Below are 20,985 nucleotides of genomic sequence, written 5' to 3'. Positions count from 1 at the left end.
CCCCTGAAGCGCCCCTGAACCACCCTGAACCCGCCTGTGATCCACCACGACACCCAGGAGTCACGCTGAAAGCCGACCCCGCCGCCCAGCTCCGGCTGCTCGACGTCCAGGAGCTCGACTCCCGGGCCCAGCAGCTGCACCACCAGCGCCGCACGCTGCCCGAGCTGGCCGAGATCGCCGAGCTCGAGCGCAGCCGCGCCGCCCTGGTCGACGAGGCCCGCGACGCCAAGATCGTCGTCGACGACCTGACCGTCGAGCAGGAGAAGGTCGACGCCGACGTCGAGACCGTCAAGGCGCGCCGCACCCGCGACCGGGAGCGGATGGACGCCGGCCTCATCACCAACCCCAAGGACCTCGAGCGGATGACCGGCGAGCTCGAGTCGCTCGAGCGCCGCATCTCCACGCTGGAGGACGAGGAGCTCGAGGTCATGGAGCGGCTCGAGGCCGCCCAGGGGATGCTCTCCTCGGTCAACGACCGCATCGGCGCCGCCGACACCCGGCTCGCCGAGCTCGCGGCCGCGCGTGACGCCCGGTTCGCCGAGATCGACGCGGAGCTCGCCGAGCTGGCCACCCGCCGCGGTCCCGCGGTCGAGGGACTGCCCGCCGACCTGCTCGCGCTCTACGAGAAGCTGCGCGAGTCCAAGGGTGGCCTGGCCGTCTCGCACCTGACCCAGCGCCGCTGCGGCGGATGCCAGCTCGGCATCGACGCCGCCGAGCTCGCCGCCATCAAGGCCGCCCCGGCCGATGAGGTCGTGCGCTGCGAGGAGTGCTCGCGGATCCTCGTCCGCACCTCCGAGTCCGGCCTGTGACCGCAACCCCTGGGACAGGCCCGGACACCGTCGTCGTCGAGGCCGACGGCGGCTCGCGCGGCAACCCGGGTCCGGCCGGCTACGGCGCGCTGGTGCGCGACGCCGCCACCGGGGAGGTCCTCGCCGAGGCGGCGGTGGCGATCGGGGAGGCGACCAACAACGTCGCCGAGTACGCCGGTCTCATCGCCGGTCTGCGGCTCGCGCTCGACCACGCGCCGGGTGCGCGGATCGAGGTCCGGATGGACTCCAAGCTGGTCGTGGAGCAGATGAAGGGCGCCTGGAAGGTCAAGCACCCCGGCCTGCAGCCACTGCACGCCGAGGCCCGCGCCCTCGCTCCCGCCGGCACCACCTTCACCTGGATCCCACGCGCCGAGAACGCCGATGCCGATGCCCTGGCGAACCGGGCGATGGACGGCGACGAGGTCGCTCCGGGCCCGGTGACCAGCGCCGCCGACGGAGCAACCGACGGGGCAGCCGACGAGGAGTCGGTGATCGAGGAGATCGAGTCCCCGGGTGCCGCGCGGACCGACCGCGAGCAGGACCAGGCCGGTCACCGCGGCTGGTCGCCGCCCACCGGCGCCCCGACCACGCTGGTGCTGGTCCGCCACGGCGTCACGAAGCACACCTCGGCGAAGAAGTTCTCCGGCGGCCTCGGTGGCGACAACCCGCCCCTGAGCGAGGAGGGCCTGGCACAGGCCCGCGCGGCCGCCGACTGGCTGGCCGGCCTCGGCGACCGCGTCGACACCGTGGTCGCCTCGCCCGTGCGTCGCACCCGCGAGACCGCCGAGATCGTCGCGGACGCCCTCGGGCTGCCGGTCGAGGTGGAGCCCGGCTTCGCCGAGATGGAGTTCGGCGACTGGGACGGCCTGACGTTCGCCGAGGTCGCCGAGCAGGACCCCGAGGGCCTCGACGCCTGGCTGGGCTCGCTGGACGTACCGCCGCCGGGCGGTGAGTCCTTCCGCGAGGTCGAGAGGCGAGTGCTCGGCGGGCTGGACCGGGTGCTCGAGCAGCACCCCGGACGCACCGTCGTCGTGGTCTCCCACGTCACGCCCATCAAGACGCTGGTGGCCCACACGATGGGTGCGCCGCTGGACGCGGTGTTCCGCATGGAGCTGTCGCCGGCCTCGGTCAGCGTCGTGTCGTTCTACCCGGACGACAAGGCGCCCGGCGGGGTACGTGGCTCGATGCGGCTCTACAACACCCTGCCGCCGGGAAATGGCGCGACGCTGGACCCCGGTCGCTGGTAGAACCCGCGGGTGTCCACGACCCGGCCGTCCCGTCTGCATCGTGCCGTCCTGCTCGATTCCGCGCGTGGTCGCTGGCGGGTGGTCGATCTCGACCAGCGCTGGGTCGACCACGGGGACCTGACCGCCGCTCTGGGTGTCGAGCGCGCCTGGAAGTGCGGGACGCCCCGGTGGGAGACCGACGACCGCGTGGTCCACCTGCTCGTGCCGGGCGAGGGGCAGTCGCTGCCGGAGGACGGTTGGTCACGGGACCCGGCCGAGGCAGGGTTCGACCAAGCAACCGTGGACTGGTTGGTGGCGACGTACGACGCGTGGCGCACGGGACGGGTCGTGGTGACGGGTCAGCCCTGGTGGAGCGCAGCGTGGGCAGGCGAGGTGGCCGCCTGGCTGGACGAGGTGCTCCCCGCAGTCGGGCTCCGTCGGGTGGCCGAGCCGGTGCCGACCAAGCTGTGGTCGCTCTCGGCCGTGCTGCGTGTGCCGGTGGCCGGGGCGGACGGAGAGCGCGACCTGTGGTTCAAGGCCACCTGCGAGTGGTTCCGGGCCGAGCCCTCACTGACCGCGGTCGTGGCCGGGCTGGCACCGGACCTGACGCCCGACGTCGTGGCGGTGGACCCGGGCCGGGCCTGGATGCTGCTCGAAGAGCTCACCGACGCGGACGCGGAGCCGGCGCACCTGGCCGGGGCCACCGCGACGGGGATGGCGCGGCTCCAGCTCGCGGCCGACCGGGCGGAGCTGGTGCACGCCGGCGTCGAGGAGCGATCGCTCTCCGGGTTGGCGGATGAGCTGCACCGCGCGCTGCACGACAGCGTGCTGCGCGACCGCTTCTCCCCCCAGCAGTGGACGGAGTGGGCCGAGGTCGAGCCGTGGGTGGTCGAGCAGATCGAGGCCCTCGACGCGATCGGTCTCCCGACGGCCCTCAACCATGGCGACCTGCACCTCGGCAACATCGCCGGTGACACCTCGCCGGTCGTCTTCGACTGGACCGACGCCTGCCTCACGCACCCCTATCTTGACGCACGGCACCTGGCCGCCGAGCGCCCGGACGCCGAGCACGCCACGCGGGTGTGGGCCGCGTGGAGCGAGCCGTGGCGGGCGGCCTATCCCGAGCTCGACCACGAGCGGGCCTGGGCGCTGACGCCCGCCGTCGAGACGGCCTTCCAGGTCGCGACCTACGAGCGGATCTTCCGGGCCCAGGACCCCGACAGCCGCTCCGACCTGGCCGCGGTGGTGCCGTGGCTGCACGCGCGGCTCCGTGCTGCGCGAGACGCGGCGGGCGACGGCTGACCCCGTCGATCGGATCGGCCACCGATGATCGGGCGCCACGACCTCCGCTGCGGACAGGCTGGTGGCGAAGAGAGGAGGACCACGTGATCGTCGAGCTCAACCGGGCCGTGGCGCTGGTCGAGGAGCACCTCGCGGAGGACCCCGCCCGACGTGTAGAGGCCGCGGCGCTCGCCGCCCGGATCGGGACCACCGAGCACCACCTGAGGCGCACGTTCGCGTCGCTGGCGGGGATGCCGCTGTCGGACTACGTGCGTCGTCGCCGGATGTCCCTGGCCGCCCGCGACCTGACGACGGGCCGAGCGGACCTGCTCACGGTGGCCGTGCGCCACGGCTACGGCTCCAGCGAGGCGTTCGGCCGGGCCTTCCGCGCCATGCACGGCGCCAGCCCGGCCGAGGTGAGACGTGACGGCGGTCCTCTGCGCACCCAGCCCGCGATCAGCTTCGCGCTGACCGTCCACGGAGGAGAACCCATGCACACCCGCATCGTCGACCTGCCCGACCTGCGCCTGCTCGGACACGCCCGACGCGTCCGCCCGGCGGTCCTGCAGGACACCTGGGCGAGGACCGCGACCGAGTGGTTCCCGTCCCAACCGTGGCGGCTGCGCGAGGGACCCGAGATTGTCGCGGTCCAGGCCTTGGACCCGACTGACGGGTCGGCCCGTGGCGAGCTGTGGCTGCCGGTCGAGCCGACCTGAGCTACAGCTCCTCGACCACCACGTCGAGCTGCGTGCCCTTGGCGGTCGGCTCGCCGACCTCGACCATCCAGCCCAGGTCGCGCAGCGCCTCCGCGAGACGGGCGGGGGAGCCGGGGTTGGCGCCGTCCTCGAGCAGGGCGCGGGAGATGCGGCCCTTGGTGGCCTTGTTGAAGTGGGAGACGACCTTCCGCTTCCCGTCGACCTCGTGCAGCACGCGCACCGTCGCCACCCGCGGCGCCAGTTCCGGCCCCGGGCGCCAGAAGGCGGCGTAGGCGGCTGAGCGGAGGTCGACCAGCAGCCCGCCGCCGAGCAGGTCGGTCATGGCCGGGTCGAGGTGGGCGCGCCAGTGACCGGCCACCGACCCGAGGCCGGGCAGCGTCGTACCTCCCGAGAGGCGGTAGGCGGGGATCCGGTCGCCGGGACGCACCACGCCGAAGACGCTGGAAGTCACCGCGAGCCGGGACGAGGCGCGGCGGCGGGCGGCGGTGGAGAGCGTGGGCGCGTCGAGCGCGTCGTAGACCACGCCGCTGTAGACGGCGTCCGCGCGTACCGTCGGTGCGTCGGCGAGGCCGGCGTTCAACGCCACCAGGTCGTGCTGGGTGGCGCCGACCTCAAGCACCTCCGCGGCCTTCGCGACGTCCCCGGAGCACAGGTCGACGAGGGCGTCGATCACCGCGCGGCGCGCGTCGGTGAGCTCGGGGCAGGTGAGGGCGGCCAGGTCGAGCGGCTTGCCCCGGCGGGGTGCGGTCTTGCCCTCGCTGGGCGGCAGGAGGATCAGCATGGTGCTGGCTATGGTGCCTGCATGACCTCCCACCCCGTCCTGCGGGTCCCGGCCAGCCTCCTGCGCGAGGAGGTACGCCGGTTGCAGACCGAGCTCGAGGTGACCCCGGCCTTCCCGGCCGAGGTCGAGGAGGCGGCGGCGCGCGCGGCGCAGGCCCCCCGGCTGCCGGAGCTGGACCGCACCGACCTGCCCTTCGTGACCATCGACCCCGAGGGGGCGCAGGACCTCGACCAGGCCCTGCACGTCGCCCGGGACGGCGACGGCTGGGTCGTGCACTACGCCATCGCCGACGTGGCGGCCTTCGTCAGCCCGGGGGACCCGGTCGACGTCGAGGCCAACCGCCGCGGCGAGACGCTCTACGGGGCTGAGGAGAAGGTGCCGCTGCACCCGCCCGCGATCAGCGAGGACGCCGCGTCGCTGCTGCCGGAACGGGTGCGCCCGGCACTGCTGTGGACGATCCGGCTCGGGCCCGACGGGGAGCGGGTGGACGCCGACGTCCGCCGGGCCCTGGTGCGCAGCCGGGAGCAGCTGACCTACGAGGAGGCGCAGCGACGCGTCGATGCCGGGGAGGGACCGGAGACGCTGGCGCGGCTCGCGGAGATCGGACCGCTGCGACTGGCCCGCGAGGCCGCCCGAGGAGGGGTCTCGCTGCCGATCCCCGAGCAGGAGGTCGTGGTCGACGGAGGACGCTGGCACCTCGAGCACCGTGCGCGGCTGCCCGTGGAGGACTGGAACGCCCAGGTCTCGCTGCTCACCGGCTACGCCCCGACTTCGTGCGCAGCCTCGATCCCACCCGTCCCGAGCACGCTGCCATGGTCGTCGCCTGCACCCGTCTGCTGCGCGGCAGCGGCTACACCGCCTTCGACGGCGAGCTGCCCGAGCAGCCGCTGCACGCCGCGCTCGCCGCGGAGTACGCACACGTCACCGCGCCGCTGCGGCGCCTCGTGGACCGCTACGCCTCCGAGGTGTGCGTCGCCCTGTGCGCCGGCGACCCGGTGCCCGACTGGGTCCGCGCGGCCCTGCCGGACCTCCCGGCGACGATGCGCCGCTCCGGACGGGTCGCGTCGGCGTACGAGCGCGGGATCCTGGACCTCGTCGAGGCCGGCGTGCTGCGCGACCGGGTCGGCGAGGTGATGACCGGCGTGGTCGTCGAGGTCGACGAGAAGAAGCCGCACCGCGGGCAGGTCGTGGTGGCCGGACCGGCCGTCGAGGCGCGCATCGAGGGAGACGCCCCGCTGCCGCTGGGCGAGGAGATCCAGGCGGAGCTCGTCGAGGCCGACGTCGACGACAGGCGCGTTCGTTTCACACCGGCGTGACCGACCGGGCATGATTCACCCTGTCCGGGTCGGGCGCCCTCTCACCCCCCCCTGGTGGGCGCTCGGGCCGGACACCTCGCGAGGCGGGGTGCCCGGGGGAGCAGTGCGGATGGGCCGACCTGTAGGCCGGGTTCTGTCCCTCGCCCTCACGGGTCCGGGGGCGACCATCCATCTACGGTCGCCGTTGCCGACGACCTCCAGCGATCTACCCGCGTGCTCGGGCGGGCAGCCCTCGAACGCACACGCGCCACCGAAGTGACTTCTTGACCTTGCTCCAGGTGGGGTTTGCCGAGCCGACCGGGTCACCCCGGTCGCTGGTGGTCTCTTACACCACCGTTTCACCATCACCGTCCCTCCCGATCGCTCGAGAGGGGCGGCTGTCTGTTCTCTGTGGCACTGTCCCGCAGGTTGCCCCGGGTGGGTGTTACCCACCACCTCGCCCTGTGGAGCCCGGACCTTCCTCGGCGCACCCACGAGGAGTGCGACGCGGTCGCCCGGCCGGCCCATCCGCAGGATGCAGGGTAGCGAGGAGGCGGCCGTCAGGGAATCCGGGCGGTGCCCCGGACGTTGACCGGGCATGAGCGAGCACCACTCCGTCCGGGTCCCGCCCGTGTCGGTCCCGGCGCTGCACCAGCCGGCGTCGGCGTACCGCACGGCCCACCAGCTGCTGAGTTCCAGCGCCCCTCGGGAGGCGCTGGAGGTGCTGGAGCCCGCGCTCACCGAGGACCCCGGCAACACCGGTCTGCGCTCGCTGCGGGCATGGGCGTTCCTCCAGCGCGCCCAGCTGCAGCGGGCCGAGGAGGACCTGCGGGTGCTGGTCGACGACGCGCCTGACGACGTGTGGGCCCGGCACGCCCTCGGCCGCAGCCTGGAGCGCCAGCGCCGCCTCGAGGAGGCGCTGCCGCACCTGCGGCTGGCCGCCGCCATGAGCGGCGAGGTCGACCACGAGGTCGCGGTGCTGCGCGTCGAGCGCCGGCTGGTGGAGACCGGTCAGCGCCCCGGCGACAGCCTCACGCCAGACGCGTGACGTCGACCTCGACGCGCATGTCCGCGGTCGAGGCACCGGAGTAGATCCCGCGCAGCGGCGGCACGTCGTCGTGGTCGCGCCCGGCCCCGATCGAGACGTAGCGGTCGTCGGGGGCGGCGTCGCAGGTCGGGTCGTACGCCGTCCAGCCGTCGTCCCACCACTCGACCCAGGCGTGTGCCTCGCTCGGGACGGCGGTGCCGACGGCCGGGTCGGGGTCGGGGTGTCGGTAGCCGGCGACGTACCGCGCCGGGATGCCGATCGATCGCAGCCCACCGATCACGAGGTGCGCGATGTCCTGGCAGACGCCGGCCCGCTGCTGCCAGGCCTCGGCGGCGTGGGACTGTGCGTGCTGGGAGCGGGGCAGGTGCTCGACCTGGTCGTGGACGAGCGCGCAGACCGCCCGCGCGGCCTGTCCGGGCAGGTCGGCGTCGGCCGCGAGCTGCTTGACCCGGGTGGCGAAGTCGTGGGGCGGGGTGACCAGGTCGGGGAGCACGAGGTCCTCGGTCCACCGGTCTGCGACCTCGCGGGTGCCCATGTCGGCCCAGGTGAGCGCGGGCTCGGCCATCGTGGCGCGGTGTGTCTGGACCGTGGAGGTCGCCGCCACGACCAGCGTGTCGTGCGGGTCGACGACCTCGAAGGCGGTGACGACGGCGCCGAAGTAGTCGCGGTACTCGTAGAACCACGGCTTGGGGGAGACCTCGACGCGGTTGTGCACGACGATCTGCTCGCTCGTGGTGACCGGGGTCAGCCGCGCCTGGTTGAACGAGGCGGTGGCCTTCCCGTCGTAGGTGAAGGTGGTGGTGTGGTTGATCCGCAGCTGCATCAGTGGGTCACCCCGGTCCAGCTCATGGCCTCGGCCCCGGCGAAGTAGCGACGGGTCACGGCCTCGGTCGCCAGCGCGCAGGTGCGCTGCAGGCGCTCCATCTCGGTGGGCAGGTCGGTCATCAGCTCCGACAGCGAGCGGTACTCCAGCTCGGCACGCATCCGGCCCAGCAGCCGCTGGGCCTCGTTCTGGAACCCGGCACGTGGGTCGGAGGCCTCCAGGTTGACCAGGCACTGCTCGGCACGGTTGAGGGAGAAGACCACCGAGCGCGGGAAGAGCCGGTCGAGCATGAGGAACTCCGCCGCGCCCCGCTCGGTCTCCAGACCGCGGTAGGTGCGGAGGAACGCCTCGTGAGCACCACAGGCGCGCAGCGTGGTGGTCCACGGGGCGTCGCTCCCGGCGCTGAGCGAGGCGGTCGCGACCAGGCGCGAGGTCATGTCGGCCCGCTCGACGCAGCGGCCCAGCATCAGGAAGTGCCAGCCCTCGTCGCGGGTCATCGTCGCGTCGGCGGTGCCGTTGACGAACGCCGCCCGCTCGCGCACCCAGGAGAAGACCGCGGGGGTGCGCATCGCGTGGAAGTGGCCGGACGGGATGGCGCGGTAGGTGGTGTTGATCGCCTCCCACATCGGCACCGACAGCGTCTCCCGGGCCCGGCGCGCGGACTCGCGGGCGCCGGCCAGGGCGGCCGCGATCGAGGTGGGGTGACCGGTGCCGTAGCAGAGCCGGTCGAGCACGAACGAGACGTCGACGTGCTCGGGCAGCGGCTCGTCGTCTCCGGGCTCGATGCCCATGATCGAGAGCAGACCCCGGCAGGTGGTGTCCTCGTCGATGGTGGCGTCCTCGAGCAGCAGCTGGGTCTGCACGTCGAGGATGCGCGCGGTGTCCTCGGCCCGCTCGACGTAGCGACCGATCCAGAACATCGACTCCGCGATCCGGCTCAGCACGGGCGCGCCCCCTTCTCGTCGCGGGCCTGCTGTTGCTGCTGCTGCTGCTGTTGTTGCTGCTGGCCCTGGCCGGCCTCCTCGACGAGGTCCGGGCTCGGGTGGCAGGCCCTTGAGGCTGGGCGGGCCGGCGAGCACCCAGGTGTCCTTGGACCCACCCCCGCGCGAGGAGTTCACGATCAGCTCGCCCTTGGCGAGCGCGACGCGGGTCAGGCCGCCGGGGAGCACCCAGACCCGGTTGCCGTCGTTGACGGCGAAGGGGCGCAGGTCGACGTGGCGTGGCCCGAGCTCCCCGTCGACGAAGGTGGGGACGGTGGAGAGCTGGACGACCGGCTGGGCGATCCACGAGCGCGGATCGGCCAGGACCTTGCCGCGCAGCTCGTCGAGCTCCTCCCTGGTGGCCCGCGGACCGATGACGATGCCCTTGCCGCCCGAGCCGTCGACGGGCTTGAGCACCAGCTCGTCGAGACGGTCCAGGACCTCCTCGCGGGCCTCGGCGTCGCCGCAGCGCCAGGTGTCGACGTTGCGGAGCACCGGCTCCTCGTCGAGGTAGTAGCGGATCAGGTCGGGGAGGTAGGTGTAGACGAGCTTGTCGTCGGCCACGCCGTTGCCCACCGCGTTGGCCAGCGTGACGTTGCCGGAGCGGGCCGCGTCGATCATGCCGGGGCAGCCGAGCACCGAGTCGGCGCGGAAGTGCACCGGGTCGAGGAACTCGTCGTCGACGCGGCGGTAGATGACGTGGACCGGCTCGAGGCCCTTGGTGGTGCGCATCATGACCCGGCCGCGTCGGCACTCGAGGTCGCGACCCTCGACCAGCTCCACGCCCATGGTGCGGGCGAGCAGTGCGTGCTCGAAGTAGGCGCCGTTGTAGACGCCGGGGGTCAGCACCACGACCGTCGGGTCGGTGACACCCGCCGGGGCGGCGGCGCGCAGGGCGGCCAGCAGGCGCTGGGGGTACCCCGCGACCGGGCGGATGCGGTGCTGCGCGATGGTCTCGGGCAGCGCCGCGGAGATCGCGCGCCGGTTGGTCATGACGTAGGAGACGCCGGAGGGGACGCGCACGTTGTCCTCGAGCACGCGGAACTCCCCGGCGTTGTCGCGGATCAGGTCGATGCCGGACACGTGGACGCGGACGCCGTTGGGCGGGCGCACCCCGGCGGCCTCCCGGTGGTAGTGCGACGACGTCGTGATCACCCGGCGGGGGATGACGCCGTCGTCGAAGACCTGCCCGGCGTCGTACACGTCGGCGAGGAAGGCCTCGAGGGTCTTCACGCGCTGCTGGACACCGCGCTCGATGGTCGACCAGGTGTCCATCTCGATGACGCGCGGGAGGATGTCGAGCGGGAAGGCCCGCTCCTCACCGCCGATGTCGAACGTGACGCCCTGGTCGAGGTAGGAGGCCTGCAGCTGCTCGACCCGACTGACCAGCTCCGGCGTGCTCATCTCGCGCAGCGAGTGACGCAGTCGTCGGTACGGCGGTCGCAGCGCCTGCCCGTCGAACATCTCGTCGTACGCCGGACCGCTCGACCCGTATCCCTCGAACATGGCCGTCATGCCCGGACCATACCCAGGTCCGAGTTACGTGAACGTTGCGTCAGGGGTGAGCGCGTCGCCGGGTCTCAGGGGTGGGTGAGGACCTCGGCGCCGTCGGGGGTGACCAGCAGCGTGTGCTCGAACTGCGCGGAGGGGCGGCGGTCCTTGGTCACCGCGGTCCAGCCGTCGTCCCACATCTCCCACTCGTGGGTGCCGAGGTTGAGCATCGGCTCGATCGTGAACGTCATGCCGACCTCGATGAGGTCGTCGTAGTCGGGGTCGTCGTAGTGCGGGACCACCAGGCCGGAGTGGAAGTGGGTGCCGATGCCGTGGCCGGTGAACTCGCGGACGACGCCGTACCCGTGCCGCTTGGCGAAGGCCTCGATGACCCGGCCGACGACGTTGATGCGGCGACCGGGCTTGACCGCGCGGATGCCGCGGTCCAGGGCCTCGCGGGTGTGCTCGACCAGGGCGCGGGTCTCGGGCGCGACGTCGCCGGCGAGGAAGGTGGCGTTGGTGTCGCCGTGCACGCCGTCGAGGTAGGCGGTGATGTCGATGTTGACGATGTCCCCGTCCTGGACCACACGGGCGTCGGGGATGCCGTGGCACACGACCTCGTTGACGCTGCTGCACAGCGACTTCGGGAAGCCCCGGTAGCCCAGCGTGGAGGGGTAGGCGCCGTGGTCGCAGAGGAACTCGTGGCCGATGCGGTCCAGCTCGTCGGTGGTCACGCCGGGGACCACGTGGCGCCCGACCTCCTCGCGCGCCTGCGCGGCCAGGCGGCAGGCGGCCCGCATCCGCTCGATGGTCTCGGCGTCCTTGACCTCCGAGCCCTCGAAGCGCGCGGGCGCCGGCTTGTCGACGTACTCCGGGCGCACGATCTGCGCGGGGACGGGTCGCCGGGGGGAGACGGCGGCGGGCTGCACGGTCGCGGTGGTCACGTCCGGGAAGTCTAGGTCGCGGGGGAGTACGGTCGCCCCATGGCCGACGGAGGCAAGCCCGACCAGTACTGGTACTGCGTGAAGCACCACCGCGTGGAGACCGTCGACGACCTGTGCCCGGCCAAGCACCGGCTCGGTCCCTACGACTCCCGCGAGGAGGCCTCGCGCGCCCTCGAGATCGCCGAGGAGCGCAACGAGCAGTGGGAGTCCGCCGACGACGACTGGGACGCCGTCGAGGAGGACTGACCCACCCGTGGCGTTCTTCACCCGCACGCGCCGCTACCGACGCACCGACGTCTCGCCCTGGCCCTTCGTCGGGATGGTCGGCCTCGCGGCCTGCTTCTTCCTGTACGCCGCCTCGGCACCGTTCACGCCGTGGTGGGCGCAGACGCTGCTGCTGCTCTTCTGGCTGGTGACCACGGTGCGCGCGGTCGGCTGGTGGTCGAAGCGTCCGACGTGGGTCGCCTGGGCGCCGGTGGTGTGCCTGGTGGTGTGGTTCGTGGTCATCTGGGCCGGCGCCGCGTGGTGGGGCTGGTGAGCCCCACCGGCAGGGTCAGCGCATGACCCAGGCCTTCACGCGGACGCGGAACTCCTTGAGGTCGTAGCGGCTGCCCTCGGACAGCCCGACCTGCCACAGGACGTAGTAGCGCTGCGCCTTCTTGTCGAACTGGATCCAGTAGGGCTTCTTGTAGACGACACCGGCGTGGGTGCCCCAAGGGCCGCGGAAGACCCGGCGGCCCTTGAACCTGTCCTTGGAGTCGACGTAGCCCATCACCGCGTAGCTGCTGCGCGGGCCGTTCGTGGCCGGACCGCCGACCAGCGAGACCTGCGTGCGCTCGTAGCGGCGGGTGATCCCTCGCGAGCTCGGGGGGTAGCTGTCGGGGAGGTAGGCACCGAACAGGGCGACCGCGTGGCTCTGACGCGGGTCCCGGCACCGGGTCTGCGACTGCAGGGAGAGCGTGCCGCGGCCGCCGTGGGTCGACTTCCTCGCGATCCGGCTGCACCGACCCACCGAGGTGTCCAGGAGCACGTCCTGCGGCTTCAGCTTCAAGGTCACCCAGCGGTGCCGGACCTTGCCGTGCGAGAGCCGGAAGGAGGAGGTGGGGACGGTGGTGGTGTTGCCGGCGGCGTCGGTGGCCTGGATGAGGAACGAGTAGGTGCCCTCCTCGGCCATCGGGCCCTTGCGTCCGGCGCGGGCGGCTGGAGCACCGTCGGCGTCCTGGTCGACCTCGTCGAGGCGGCCGTTCCAGGCGGTGGTCCACTGCTCCCGGGTGCGACGGACGTCCAGCGCGGCCACGTGGCCCCCGTCGGCGTCGAGGACGCTCACCGTCACCTCGGCGCCCTTCTCGGCACGGCCGGAGAGCCGCATGTGGTCGAGGATGGTGTCCTTCGCGGGGTAGAAGAGGTCCTCGGCGACCTTGACCTTCCACACCTCGGGGGCCGTGGTGTCGACGACCAGGAGGGCGGTGAAGGCCTGCTCGAGGGGGCCGAAGTCGGGCAGCTCGCTCGAGGCGAGCAGGTCCAGCGTGTAGGCGCCCTCGGCCAGGGAGGCGGGGAGGGTCAGGTGCGCGTGCAGCAGGCCCGTCCCGTCGGAGGCCTCGGTGTAGGTGGTGGCGCCGGTGACCGGCTCGCTCTCGGGCGCGTCGACGGGACGCGCCGACCAGGTCAGGTCGCCGTCGGTGTGGGCGTGGTCCTGCCACCAGTCGCGCGCCAGGCGGACGGTGACGGTCGGCTCGGTCAGGTTGGTGTGCACGGTCTCGAACGCGGAGAGGTAGAGACGCGAGCGGACCTGGAGGGGCTCCGACCGAGCGACCTCCGTGCAGTCCCAGGTGGAGTAGTGCTCCGTGGTGCAGCCCAGCACCTGGACGGCGTCACGGCCGTCGGCGAGGTCGAGCACCTGGCGGCCCTGGGGCTCGAGCTCCTGCTGGCCGAGACCGCGGGCCCACACGCTGGTGTAGCCGGGCACGTCGACGTCGACGGCGTACTCGAAGGTGTCGGGGTTGAAGGCGGTGACCTCCGGGAAGACCACCGGCTCGGTGGGCGTCGGCTCGTCGGTGGCGGTGGCCGCGGCAGCGGCTCCGAGGACGAGGGCGACGGTGGCGGTGGTCGCCGTCAGCACCGTCAGCGCGCGGCGCCGAGGAGGACGAGGACGGGGACGGTGCTGCGAGGACATACGAGACTCCCGGGACGCTGGTGAGGCGCAAGTGTCCCAAGAGGCGAGCTCAACCCCCGCATCGGTAGGGCCTCAGGCGGGCTCCGGCGGAGCGGCCGTCGGAGTGGCCCGCAGGTCGAGGCGGGTGATCCGGTGCCCATCGACCTCAGTGACGAGCAGGGTGTGCTCGTCGTCGACCTCGACCCGGTCGCCGACCGCGGCGATGCGGCCGAGCCGGTGCAGGACGAACCCCGCAGCGGTCTCGTAGGGCCCGTCCTCGAGCTCGACCCCGGTCGCCTCGGCGAACTCCTCGATGCTGAGCCCTGCCGCGATGCCGCCGGTCTCGACCGCCGGGGGCGGGTCGTACTCGTCCTCGATCTCGCCGATCAGCTCCTCCACCAGGTCCTCGAGGGTGACGATCCCGTAGGTGCCGCCGTACTCGTCGACGACGATCGCGATGTGGGTGCGCTCGCGGCGCATCGCGCCCAGCGTCGGCAGCACCCGGTTGGTCGCGGGCAGGAAGGTGATCGGGCGGGCCAGGTCGGAGACCCGGGCGTCCGGGGTCGCATCGAGCAGGTCGCGCACGTGCAGGAAGCCGAGCACGTCGTCGGTGCCGTCGCCGACGACGGGGTAGCGGGAGTAGGGGCTGGTGCGGACCAGGTCGGTGACCTCGGCGACCGAGGAGTCGCCGGGCAGCGTCACGACGTCGGCGCGCGGGCGCATGACCTCGCGCAGGCTGCGGTCGCCGGCGTCGAAGACGTCGACGAGGATGGCCCGCTCGGAGTCGCCGAGTCCCTGGTGCTGGTCGACGAGGTATCGCAGCTCCTCGTCGGTCATGTCCTCCGACGTCGCGTCCGGGTCGCCGCCCAGGAGCCTCACGACGGCGTTGGTGGAGACCGAGAGGAACCACACGACCGGGCGCATCAGCGTGGCGAAGCGGTCCAGGGGCGGCCCGACGAGCACCGCCATGCCGGCAGCCCGCTGCAGGGCGATCCGCTTCGGCACCAGCTCGCCGAGCACCAGCGACAGGTAGGCGATCAGCAGCGTGAGCAGGACCAGCGCCAGCGTGTCGGCCAGGTCGTCGGCCAGGCCGAGCCCGGCGAGGAGCGGGGCCACGTCGGGAGCGAGCGTGGAGGCGCCGTACGCCGCGGAGAAGAAGCCGGCGACGGTGACGCCGATCTGCACCGCGGCGAGGAAGCGGTTGGGGTCGCGGGCGACGGCGGCGACGCGGGCGCCGCGTCCGCCGCGCTTCTCGAGCTGGTCGAGCTGGCCCTCGCGGAGCGAGACCAGGGCGAGCTCGGTGCCGGCGAAGACGCCACCGACGAGCACGAAGAGCAGGACCAGGCCGAGGTTGGCCAGGGTCTGGGTGTCCATTGCGGGCGCTCAGGCCCTTTCCGGGAAGGGGATGGGAGCCCCCAGGATGCCGGATCCGGCCAACACCTGCGCCACCCCGGGTCGCGGGTCAGCGCGGGCTGACCCAGAGGATCTCGTCCTGGCCGTCGCCGTTGTCGGTGAGCACCAGCAGGTCGTGGCCGGGCCCGTCGACCACCTGGCGGATGCGCCCGTGCTCGCGCAGGGCGTCGGGGGTGCGGACCCGCTTGAGCCGGCCGCGGTCGTCGAACTTCATGAAGAGCACGCGCTGGTCCTTCAGCACCGCGACGGCCAGGGTGCCGCGCAGCGCGCCCCACTTCTTGCCGACCACGAAGGACGCGCCGCCGGGGGCGACGGTCGGGTCGCCGGAGGACCACCGTGCCTCGCGCTGCTTGCCGGGCAGCGACTGGTCGGTCATCGGCACCGACTCGTCGTAGCCGGGCACGGGGTGCCAGCCGTAGTCACCGCCCTTGACCAGCTTGTTGACCTCGTCGTCGCGGTAGCTGCCGTGCTCGACCGACCACAGCGAGCCGTCGGCGCGCTGGGCGAGCCCCTGCACGTTGCGGTGGCCGTAGGTGAAGACGTAGCGCTGCTTCTTGTTGCGCGCCTTCACGAAGGGGTTCCTCGGCCAGGGGTCGCCGGTGCGGCGGTCCAGGCGCAGCACCTTGCCGCCCAGGGAGGTCAGGTCACGGGGGTTGGTGCCGACCGCGGCGTCGCCGGTGCCGACCAGCAGCGAGCCGTCACGGGCGACCAGCAGGCGGCAGCCGCCGTGACGACCGGAGGTCGCGGGCAGGCCCTTGAGCAGCACGCCGCGGCGCTTCGCCTTGGTGCCGCTGTCGTTCAGCCTCCACGCGACCACGCGCACGTCGTGCCCGCCGTCCTTGGTGGTGGCGCCCTGGCAGGTCCAGAAGCGGCCGTTGCGGCGTACCTTCGGGTCCACCGCGAGGCCCATCAACCCGGTCTCCCCGGAGACCCAGACGGACTCCGAGGGGAAGTCCACACGGCGTACGTCGCCGTCCTCCCAGATCGAGACCGTGGCCCGGTCGCGCTCGGTGAGCAGCAGGCGCCCACCGCCGATGGGCTGGACGTCCCAGGGGTTGTCGAGCCCGTCGGCGATCACCTCGACGTCGAGCCCGGGCACGGCCCGGCCGCCCTCGGGCCGGCTGCCGGCCGTCGCGTCGCTCGTGCCCGGCTCCGAGGCCGTGGAGCACGCCGCGCCGGTCAGGGCCAGCGGCGCGAGCAGCGCGGCGAGGGGGAGCAGGAGCGGTCGGCGGGTGGGCCACATGCCGTCCACGGTAGGTCTGTTACCGAAACGTGGTGCTCACCTGCCCGAGGCGTGCACCGAGCGTGGTCGGGGCGTGGCGGAGGCCTGCGTAGCGTTCAGGTCACTGGACAGCGACACCGAGATGCACCACCGCTACACAGACGGCGGGCCGGATGTGGGGACACCGGCCCGACGACCGGGGGGACAACGATGAGGTCGTCCGCCGCGCATGGGGGCGCCGGCGGACGGCCTCTCGTCGTTGTCGCGGGTGTGACCTGGAAGGTGTGCCCTAGAACGTGTGCTCCGGGCCGGGGAACGTCCCGGCCTTCACGTCCTCGGCGTACGCGCGAGCGCCGTCGAGGAGCACCTGGTGCACGTCGGCGTACTGCTTGACGAAGCGCGCCATCCGGCCGGTCCGCAGGCCGAAGGCGTCCTGCCAGACCAGGACCTGGCCGTCGCAGCCGTTGCCGGCGCCGATGCCGATGGTCGGGATGGTCAGCTCGCGGCTGATCTCGCCGGCGACGTCGCCGGGGACCATCTCCATGACGACGGCGAAGGCGCCGGCTGCCTCGACCGCCTTGGCGTCGCGCTTGACCCGCTCGGCGGTCTCGCCGCGGCCCTGGACGCGGTAGCCGCCCAGGGCGTGCTCGGACTGCGGGGTGAAACCGATGTGGGCCATCACCGGGATGCCGCCCTGGGTGAGCTTCTCGATGACCGGCACCATCTCGGCGCCGCCCTCGAGCTTCACGCAGTGGGCTCCGGCCTCCTTCAGGAAGCGCACGGCGGTGAGGTAGGCCTGCTCCGGGGAGGCCTGGTAGGAGCCGAACGGCAGGTCGCCCACGACCATCGCGCGGGTGGCGGCGCGTGCCACGGCGCGGGTCAGCGGCAGCAGCTCGTCGACGGTGATCGGCAGGGACGTCTCGTTGCCGAGCACGTTGTTGGACGCGGAGTCGCCCACCAGCAGCAGGTCGATGCCTGCCTCGTCGAAGGTCGCGGCGGTGAACATGTCGTACGCCGTGAGCATGGTGATCTTCTCGCCACGCTTCTTCATCTCCCGCAGGTGATGGGTGCGGATGCGCTTGCGCGGCACTGCCTGGGCGGCCTGGTCCGCCGCCGCCCCGGCCGGGCCGGCGCCGTAGGGCGCGGTCTCTTCGTTGCTCATCGTCGAGCTCCTCGGTGTGACATCTCGAGGCTCCCTTGCTGGAGTCCCCGGACTGCCATCCAGGCTAGGCCCGCGGGTCGCTCTCGGCACCTGTGGTGGTGGTCACGTGTCAGACTTGGCGGACGGATGGGCGAGGACGGCGCCGACGACGTACGGGTGAGGACGAGGGCTGATGGGGGAGCGCTCACGGCGGCGCCGCGCCGCCCGTGACATGGAGCGCCGAATGGCCGAGCTCGACCGACTGGACCGGGAGTACGGCCTGGGCACGATGCCAATGTCCACGAACCGCCGCCCCCGTCGCGAGCGGAAGTCCCACGGCCCGGTGCTGCCGGGGCTGCTGATCACCGCGCTGCTGCTCGGTGGCGCTCTCGTCTGGTCGCCCGCGGACGACATGGAGGCGTTGCGGCGACTGGTCGGCATCGGTGACGAGCGGCTCGGTGTCCTGCCGGAGACGGAGTTCGGCCAGGGCAGCTTCTCGTTCCTGCAGGTGCAGCGCGGCAGCGACGAGCCGGTGGGCTACGACCCCTGTCGGGTCATCGAGGTCGTGGTCAACCCGGCGGGCGCGCCCGACAACTACGACGAGCTCGTCGACACCGGGCTCGCCCGCACCGGCGCGGCCACCGGCCTGGTCTTCGAGCGCGTCGGTCTCACCGACGACCGTGACGTCGTCCTCGGCCCGCTCGCCCGTCGCCGCCCGGTCCTCATCGCCTGGGCACTGCCCGACGAGGTCCCCGAGCTCGCCGGCGACGTCGCCGGCATCGGCGGCAGCGTCGCCACCGGCCCTCCCGGCCGGCTGCGCTACGTCACGGGCCGGGTCGTGCTCGACCAGGAGCTGTTCGCCGACTTCGGTCCCCGTGAGGCCCCCTTCGCCCAGGCGATCGTCGACCACGAGCTGGCCCACGTCGTCGGGCTGGGGCACGTCGACGACCCCGGCGAGCTGATGTTCGACGACAACCTGGGCCGCACCACCTACGGACCCGGCGACCGCGAGGGGCTGGCGCGGTTGGGGAGCATCAGCTGCTGAGGCTCGTCCCGGTGCCTCCTTTCGGGCGCTCGAGGTCTTTACTTCGATCATGGCGATCGACCTCTCCTGGATCTGCGAGAACGGCCACACCGTGCCGGACCGCAGCTTCTTGACCTGTCCTGACTGCAAGGCAGCACGAGTTCCGGCGTACCGAGGGCTTTCGTCCACGTCGGGGTCGACTCCGCCGCGGTCCGGGGCCGCATCGGCGAGCGATGCGCAGGGCACGATCCTGGGCCTGCTGATCGGTGGAGTCGTCGTCGGCGTCCTGGCGGGACTTGTGCTCGGCGCGTCCTGGCCTGACTCACCCAGGCCGGGGAGCGGCTCGGCAGGGGGTCTGGTCCTGGGGTGGATCATGCTCGGTGCCGCACAGCTGATGATCTTCATCGGTGCGGTCGCCGCAGGGGTGCGGTTGGGGATCAGGGCCTCCGCGTAGAGCGAGGCGGGCACGACCGTGAGCCAACGGCAGGTGAGCGACTCGCGTCAGCCACTAGGTGGCTTCGACGCCGGTTCGCGGCGGAAGGACACAACCTTGCGCTGCCTGTCATGCGCGGTGCATCAAGGCCGTAGCGAATCTGGCTCCATGGCTTTACCTTGTCGGGCATGAGCGAGCAGACGGCGGCGGCAGGTTGGTACCCGGTCGAGGATCACGAGCGGTACTGGGATGGGTCTGCCTGGACGGACCAGAAGCGTCCGCTACAGGCCACCCAGGATCGTGATCCGGACGCGCTGTGGCAGGCGGTCGGGAAGCCGATGAAAGGCTTCGGGGCTGGGAAGTACAAGCTGACGTCGCACTACCTGTTCTTCGAGAAGGGCGCGCTGCGGACCGACGCTCAGCAGGTGCCGATCTCGTCGGTGCTCGACGTTGACTTGATGCAGTCCATGACTCAGAAGGCTCGCGGGGTCGGAACGATCCGGGTACAGATTCAGCGGGCGACTCGCGTCGAGACGGTGATGCTCGAGGACGTCGCAGAGTTTCGCGAAGGCGTGCAGAAGATCAACGAGACCGCGCACGCGGCCCGTGCAGCCATTCAGCGCGCCGCAAACACCCACCACTACTCCGGAGCGATGCCCGGCCAGGTGCAGCAGCCGGTGCAGCAGCAGAGCACGCCGGTGCCAGCGACCGCGGCGCCAGACTTCATGGCACAACTCAAGCAGCTCGGTGAACTGCGGGACGCTGGGGTGCTGACCGATGAGGAGTTCGCGACGAAGAAGGCGGACATCCTGAGCCGCATGTGATCGTGGAACGTCAAGCGCCGAGCTCAGGAACCGACACCTTTGCGCGCTGTCGACCTCATCGCAATGTCCCGCCTCTGATGGCGCTGGACGAAGGCCCGACCGGCCCTCACGGGGTGCGTGGGTCACGAGGATCTGGAGACCGTCCGCTACTCGTACGTCGTGACAGGCTGATGGCGTGACCGAGGACGAACTCAGGGATTACGTCGAGATGCTGCGCTTCTACGGCACGGATGTTTTCGAGGTCGAAGCGAAGGCGGCCAAGGGTGGACTACCGAAGAGTGTCAGAGAGACCCTGTCGGCATTCTCGAACACACGCGGAGGAACACTGATCCTGGGCCTGTCAGAGGACGACGGGTTCATGACGGTCGGGCTCAGCGACCCAGCCAAGTTGGCGGCTGACCTGGCGACCATGTGCGCCACGGAACTAGTTCCCGCGGTGCGACCGTTAATACAGACGCATTCCTTGGACGGTCACGCGGTCGTTTCGGCTGAGATTCCCGAGTTGGCGCGCTCAGACAAGCCTTGCTACTACAAGGGCGCCGGGATGGTGAAGGGCAGTTACCTTCGCGTGCACGACGGCGACCACTTGATGACCTCCTACGAGGTGCAGGTCATGCTGTCCAGCCGTGGCCAGCCCCGTGATGATGAAGAGGTGGTGCCGGGCACTTCCTTGGCAGACCTTGACTCAGAACTGCTCCGGGGGTTTGTCGAGCGGCTGCAAGCGAGTCGGCCCCGAGTCTTCGGGAGCCTGAACGATTCCGAGACCTTGGCGATGACAAATATGGCCAAGAGGGAAGACGGCGGTGACTACCAGTTGACCGTCGCCGGCTTGCTTTCTTTGGGCTCGTACCCCCAGAAGTTCTTCCCGCAACTCATGGTGACTTTTGCGCACTATCGGAGCGACGACGGCGACGACAACGGGGGGCGCTTCGTCGAGAACGTGGCCATCGAAGGCGCGTTGCCGGTGATGGTGCATGAGTCACTGTCGACCATCAAGCGAAATATGAATTCGCGCTCAATCCCTACTAGCTACGGATCCGCCCAGATTTGGGAGTACCCCGAGACAGCGCTTCGAGAGGCGCTAGTCAACGCGCTAGTACACAGGGACCTTTCGTCAGCAGCTCGTGGGGCGCAGGTGCAGGTCGAAATGTTCCCGAGTAGGTTGACCATTCGAAACCCTGGCGGTCTCTTCGGTCCCGTCTCAGAGGATCTTCTGGGCGAGGCCGGCGTTTCATCCTCACGCAACGCAACCCTTCTGAAGGCGCTAGAGGAAGTTCGGCTACCCCCTATGCGTCAGGCTGAGGTGAGACACCACTTCTGAGTTCCTTCCCTCTGCACGGGGCGGAGAAGCGAGACACCTGATGACCATGACGTTGGCCGAT

The 20,985-nt window shown here is 71.7% G+C and carries 20 protein-coding genes, 1 other RNA gene and 1 pseudogene; 13 read left to right on the top strand and 9 right to left on the bottom strand.

The annotated features are described in order from the left end of the window. Nucleotides 1-320 precede the first annotated feature (320 nt). The 4 genes from A6R01_RS11880 to A6R01_RS11865 all read left to right on the top strand — a co-directional run bounded on the left by A6R01_RS11880 (nt 321) and on the right by A6R01_RS11865 (nt 4,032). Nucleotides 321-809 carry a C4-type zinc ribbon domain-containing protein gene (locus A6R01_RS11880; RefSeq protein ID WP_292606107.1) on the top strand — a complete coding sequence of 163 codons (489 nt, stop codon included), beginning with the start codon at nt 321-323 and terminating at the stop codon, nt 807-809. Beyond that, entirely contained in the window at nt 806-2,056 is a 1,251-nt protein-coding gene (locus tag A6R01_RS11875; RefSeq protein ID WP_292606105.1) for a bifunctional RNase H/acid phosphatase, read from the top strand. The genes A6R01_RS11880 and A6R01_RS11875 overlap by 4 nt, the downstream gene beginning before the upstream one ends. A gap of 9 nt (nt 2,057-2,065) precedes the next feature. Continuing rightward, complete coding sequence (locus A6R01_RS11870) at nt 2,066-3,337, top strand: phosphotransferase family protein (protein ID WP_292606103.1); 1,272 nt, start codon at nt 2,066-2,068, stop codon at nt 3,335-3,337. An 83-nt stretch (nt 3,338-3,420) separates the two neighbouring features. After that, the gene (locus A6R01_RS11865) at nt 3,421-4,032 is read left to right on the top strand and encodes a helix-turn-helix domain-containing protein (RefSeq protein WP_292606101.1); all 612 of its coding nucleotides are present in this window, start codon (nt 3,421-3,423) and stop codon (nt 4,030-4,032) included. A 1-nt stretch (nt 4,033) separates the two neighbouring features. Here A6R01_RS11865 and yaaA read toward each other — a convergent pair whose 3' ends face one another. Continuing rightward, nucleotides 4,034-4,813 (bottom strand): peroxide stress protein YaaA, encoded by a 780-nt coding sequence (yaaA, locus tag A6R01_RS11860; RefSeq protein WP_292606099.1) that lies wholly within the window; start codon nt 4,811-4,813, stop codon nt 4,034-4,036. A 21-nt stretch (nt 4,814-4,834) separates the two neighbouring features. Between yaaA and A6R01_RS11855 the strand changes: the two are divergent. After that, a pseudogene (locus A6R01_RS11855) lies at nt 4,835-5,434 on the top strand (RNB domain-containing ribonuclease); the annotation flags it as partial. A 152-nt stretch (nt 5,435-5,586) separates the two neighbouring features. Then, complete coding sequence (locus A6R01_RS11850) at nt 5,587-6,129, top strand: hypothetical protein (protein WP_292606097.1); 543 nt, start codon at nt 5,587-5,589, stop codon at nt 6,127-6,129. Nucleotides 6,130-6,235: 106 nt separating this feature from the next. On the opposite strand, the gene rnpB is transcribed toward A6R01_RS11850, so the two are convergent. Next, nucleotides 6,236-6,635: RNase P RNA component class A (rnpB, locus tag A6R01_RS11845), an RNA gene on the bottom strand. A gap of 71 nt (nt 6,636-6,706) precedes the next feature. On the opposite strand from rnpB, the gene A6R01_RS11840 reads away from it, so the two are divergent. After that, nucleotides 6,707-7,156: a tetratricopeptide repeat protein gene (locus A6R01_RS11840; RefSeq protein WP_292606095.1), complete on the top strand. Its 450-nt coding sequence runs from the start codon at nt 6,707-6,709 to the stop codon at nt 7,154-7,156. Here A6R01_RS11840 and A6R01_RS11835 read toward each other — a convergent pair. The 3 genes from A6R01_RS11835 to map all read right to left on the bottom strand — a co-directional run bounded on the left by A6R01_RS11835 (nt 7,140) and on the right by map (nt 11,394). Beyond that, a complete protein-coding gene (locus A6R01_RS11835; protein WP_292606093.1) occupies nt 7,140-7,979 on the bottom strand; it encodes a transglutaminase family protein in 840 nt (279 codons plus the stop codon). The genes A6R01_RS11840 and A6R01_RS11835 overlap by 17 nt on opposite strands. Next, nucleotides 7,979-10,474 (bottom strand): circularly permuted type 2 ATP-grasp protein, encoded by a 2,496-nt coding sequence (locus tag A6R01_RS11830; RefSeq protein ID WP_292606091.1) that lies wholly within the window; start codon nt 10,472-10,474, stop codon nt 7,979-7,981. Before A6R01_RS11830 ends, A6R01_RS11835 begins: the two co-directional genes overlap by 1 nt. A 65-nt stretch (nt 10,475-10,539) precedes the next feature. After that, the gene (map, locus tag A6R01_RS11825) at nt 10,540-11,394 is read right to left on the bottom strand and encodes a type I methionyl aminopeptidase (RefSeq protein ID WP_292606089.1); all 855 of its coding nucleotides are present in this window, start codon (nt 11,392-11,394) and stop codon (nt 10,540-10,542) included. A 39-nt stretch (nt 11,395-11,433) separates the two neighbouring features. Here map and A6R01_RS11820 point away from each other — a divergent pair, with 39 nt between their 5' ends. Together A6R01_RS11820 and A6R01_RS11815 are read left to right on the top strand one after the other, a co-directional pair. Then, the gene (locus A6R01_RS11820; protein WP_292606087.1) at nt 11,434-11,640 is read left to right on the top strand and encodes a hypothetical protein; all 207 of its coding nucleotides are present in this window, start codon (nt 11,434-11,436) and stop codon (nt 11,638-11,640) included. 7 nt (nt 11,641-11,647) lie between these two features. Beyond that, complete coding sequence (locus A6R01_RS11815; RefSeq protein ID WP_292606085.1) at nt 11,648-11,932, top strand: hypothetical protein; 285 nt, start codon at nt 11,648-11,650, stop codon at nt 11,930-11,932. 15 nt (nt 11,933-11,947) lie between these two features. Here A6R01_RS11815 and A6R01_RS11810 read toward each other — a convergent pair whose 3' ends face one another. From A6R01_RS11810 to panB, 4 genes are all read right to left on the bottom strand, one after another. Further along, on the bottom strand, nt 11,948-13,567 hold the full coding sequence (locus A6R01_RS11810) for a hypothetical protein (RefSeq protein ID WP_292606083.1): 1,620 nt from the start codon (nt 13,565-13,567) through the stop codon (nt 11,948-11,950). A 72-nt stretch (nt 13,568-13,639) separates the two neighbouring features. Next, on the bottom strand, nt 13,640-14,920 hold the full coding sequence (locus A6R01_RS11805) for a hemolysin family protein (RefSeq protein ID WP_292606081.1): 1,281 nt from the start codon (nt 14,918-14,920) through the stop codon (nt 13,640-13,642). A gap of 88 nt (nt 14,921-15,008) precedes the next feature. Then, nucleotides 15,009-16,202, bottom strand: a complete 1,194-nt coding sequence (locus A6R01_RS11800) for a PQQ-dependent sugar dehydrogenase (RefSeq protein ID WP_292606079.1) — start codon at nt 16,200-16,202, stop codon at nt 15,009-15,011. A gap of 268 nt (nt 16,203-16,470) precedes the next feature. After that, the gene (gene panB / locus A6R01_RS11795) at nt 16,471-17,343 is read right to left on the bottom strand and encodes a 3-methyl-2-oxobutanoate hydroxymethyltransferase (RefSeq protein ID WP_292606077.1); all 873 of its coding nucleotides are present in this window, start codon (nt 17,341-17,343) and stop codon (nt 16,471-16,473) included. Between the two features lie 223 nt (nt 17,344-17,566). Between panB and A6R01_RS11790 the strand changes: the two genes are divergently transcribed. The 4 genes from A6R01_RS11790 (at nt 17,567) to A6R01_RS11775 (ending at nt 20,924) form a co-directional block, all read left to right on the top strand. Next, a complete protein-coding gene (locus tag A6R01_RS11790; protein ID WP_292606076.1) occupies nt 17,567-18,367 on the top strand; it encodes a hypothetical protein in 801 nt (266 codons plus the stop codon). Between the two features lie 49 nt (nt 18,368-18,416). Then, nucleotides 18,417-18,800, top strand: coding sequence for a hypothetical protein (locus A6R01_RS11785; RefSeq protein WP_292606074.1), 384 nt, complete (start codon nt 18,417-18,419; stop codon nt 18,798-18,800). A 167-nt stretch (nt 18,801-18,967) separates the two neighbouring features. Then, nucleotides 18,968-19,603 carry an SHOCT domain-containing protein gene (locus tag A6R01_RS11780; protein WP_292606072.1) on the top strand — a complete coding sequence of 212 codons (636 nt, stop codon included), beginning with the start codon at nt 18,968-18,970 and terminating at the stop codon, nt 19,601-19,603. A 175-nt stretch (nt 19,604-19,778) separates the two neighbouring features. Beyond that, nucleotides 19,779-20,924 (top strand): RNA-binding domain-containing protein, encoded by a 1,146-nt coding sequence (locus A6R01_RS11775; protein ID WP_292606070.1) that lies wholly within the window; start codon nt 19,779-19,781, stop codon nt 20,922-20,924. Nucleotides 20,925-20,985 lie beyond the last annotated feature (61 nt).

Origin of the sequence: Nocardioides sp. REDSEA-S30_B4, from assembly GCF_001627265.1 — a bacterium.
Taxonomy (GTDB): Bacteria; Actinomycetota; Actinomycetes; order Propionibacteriales; family Nocardioidaceae; genus Nocardioides.
Note: the sequence above shows the minus strand (reverse complement) of the source record. Positions and strands in the feature narration are given on the sequence as shown.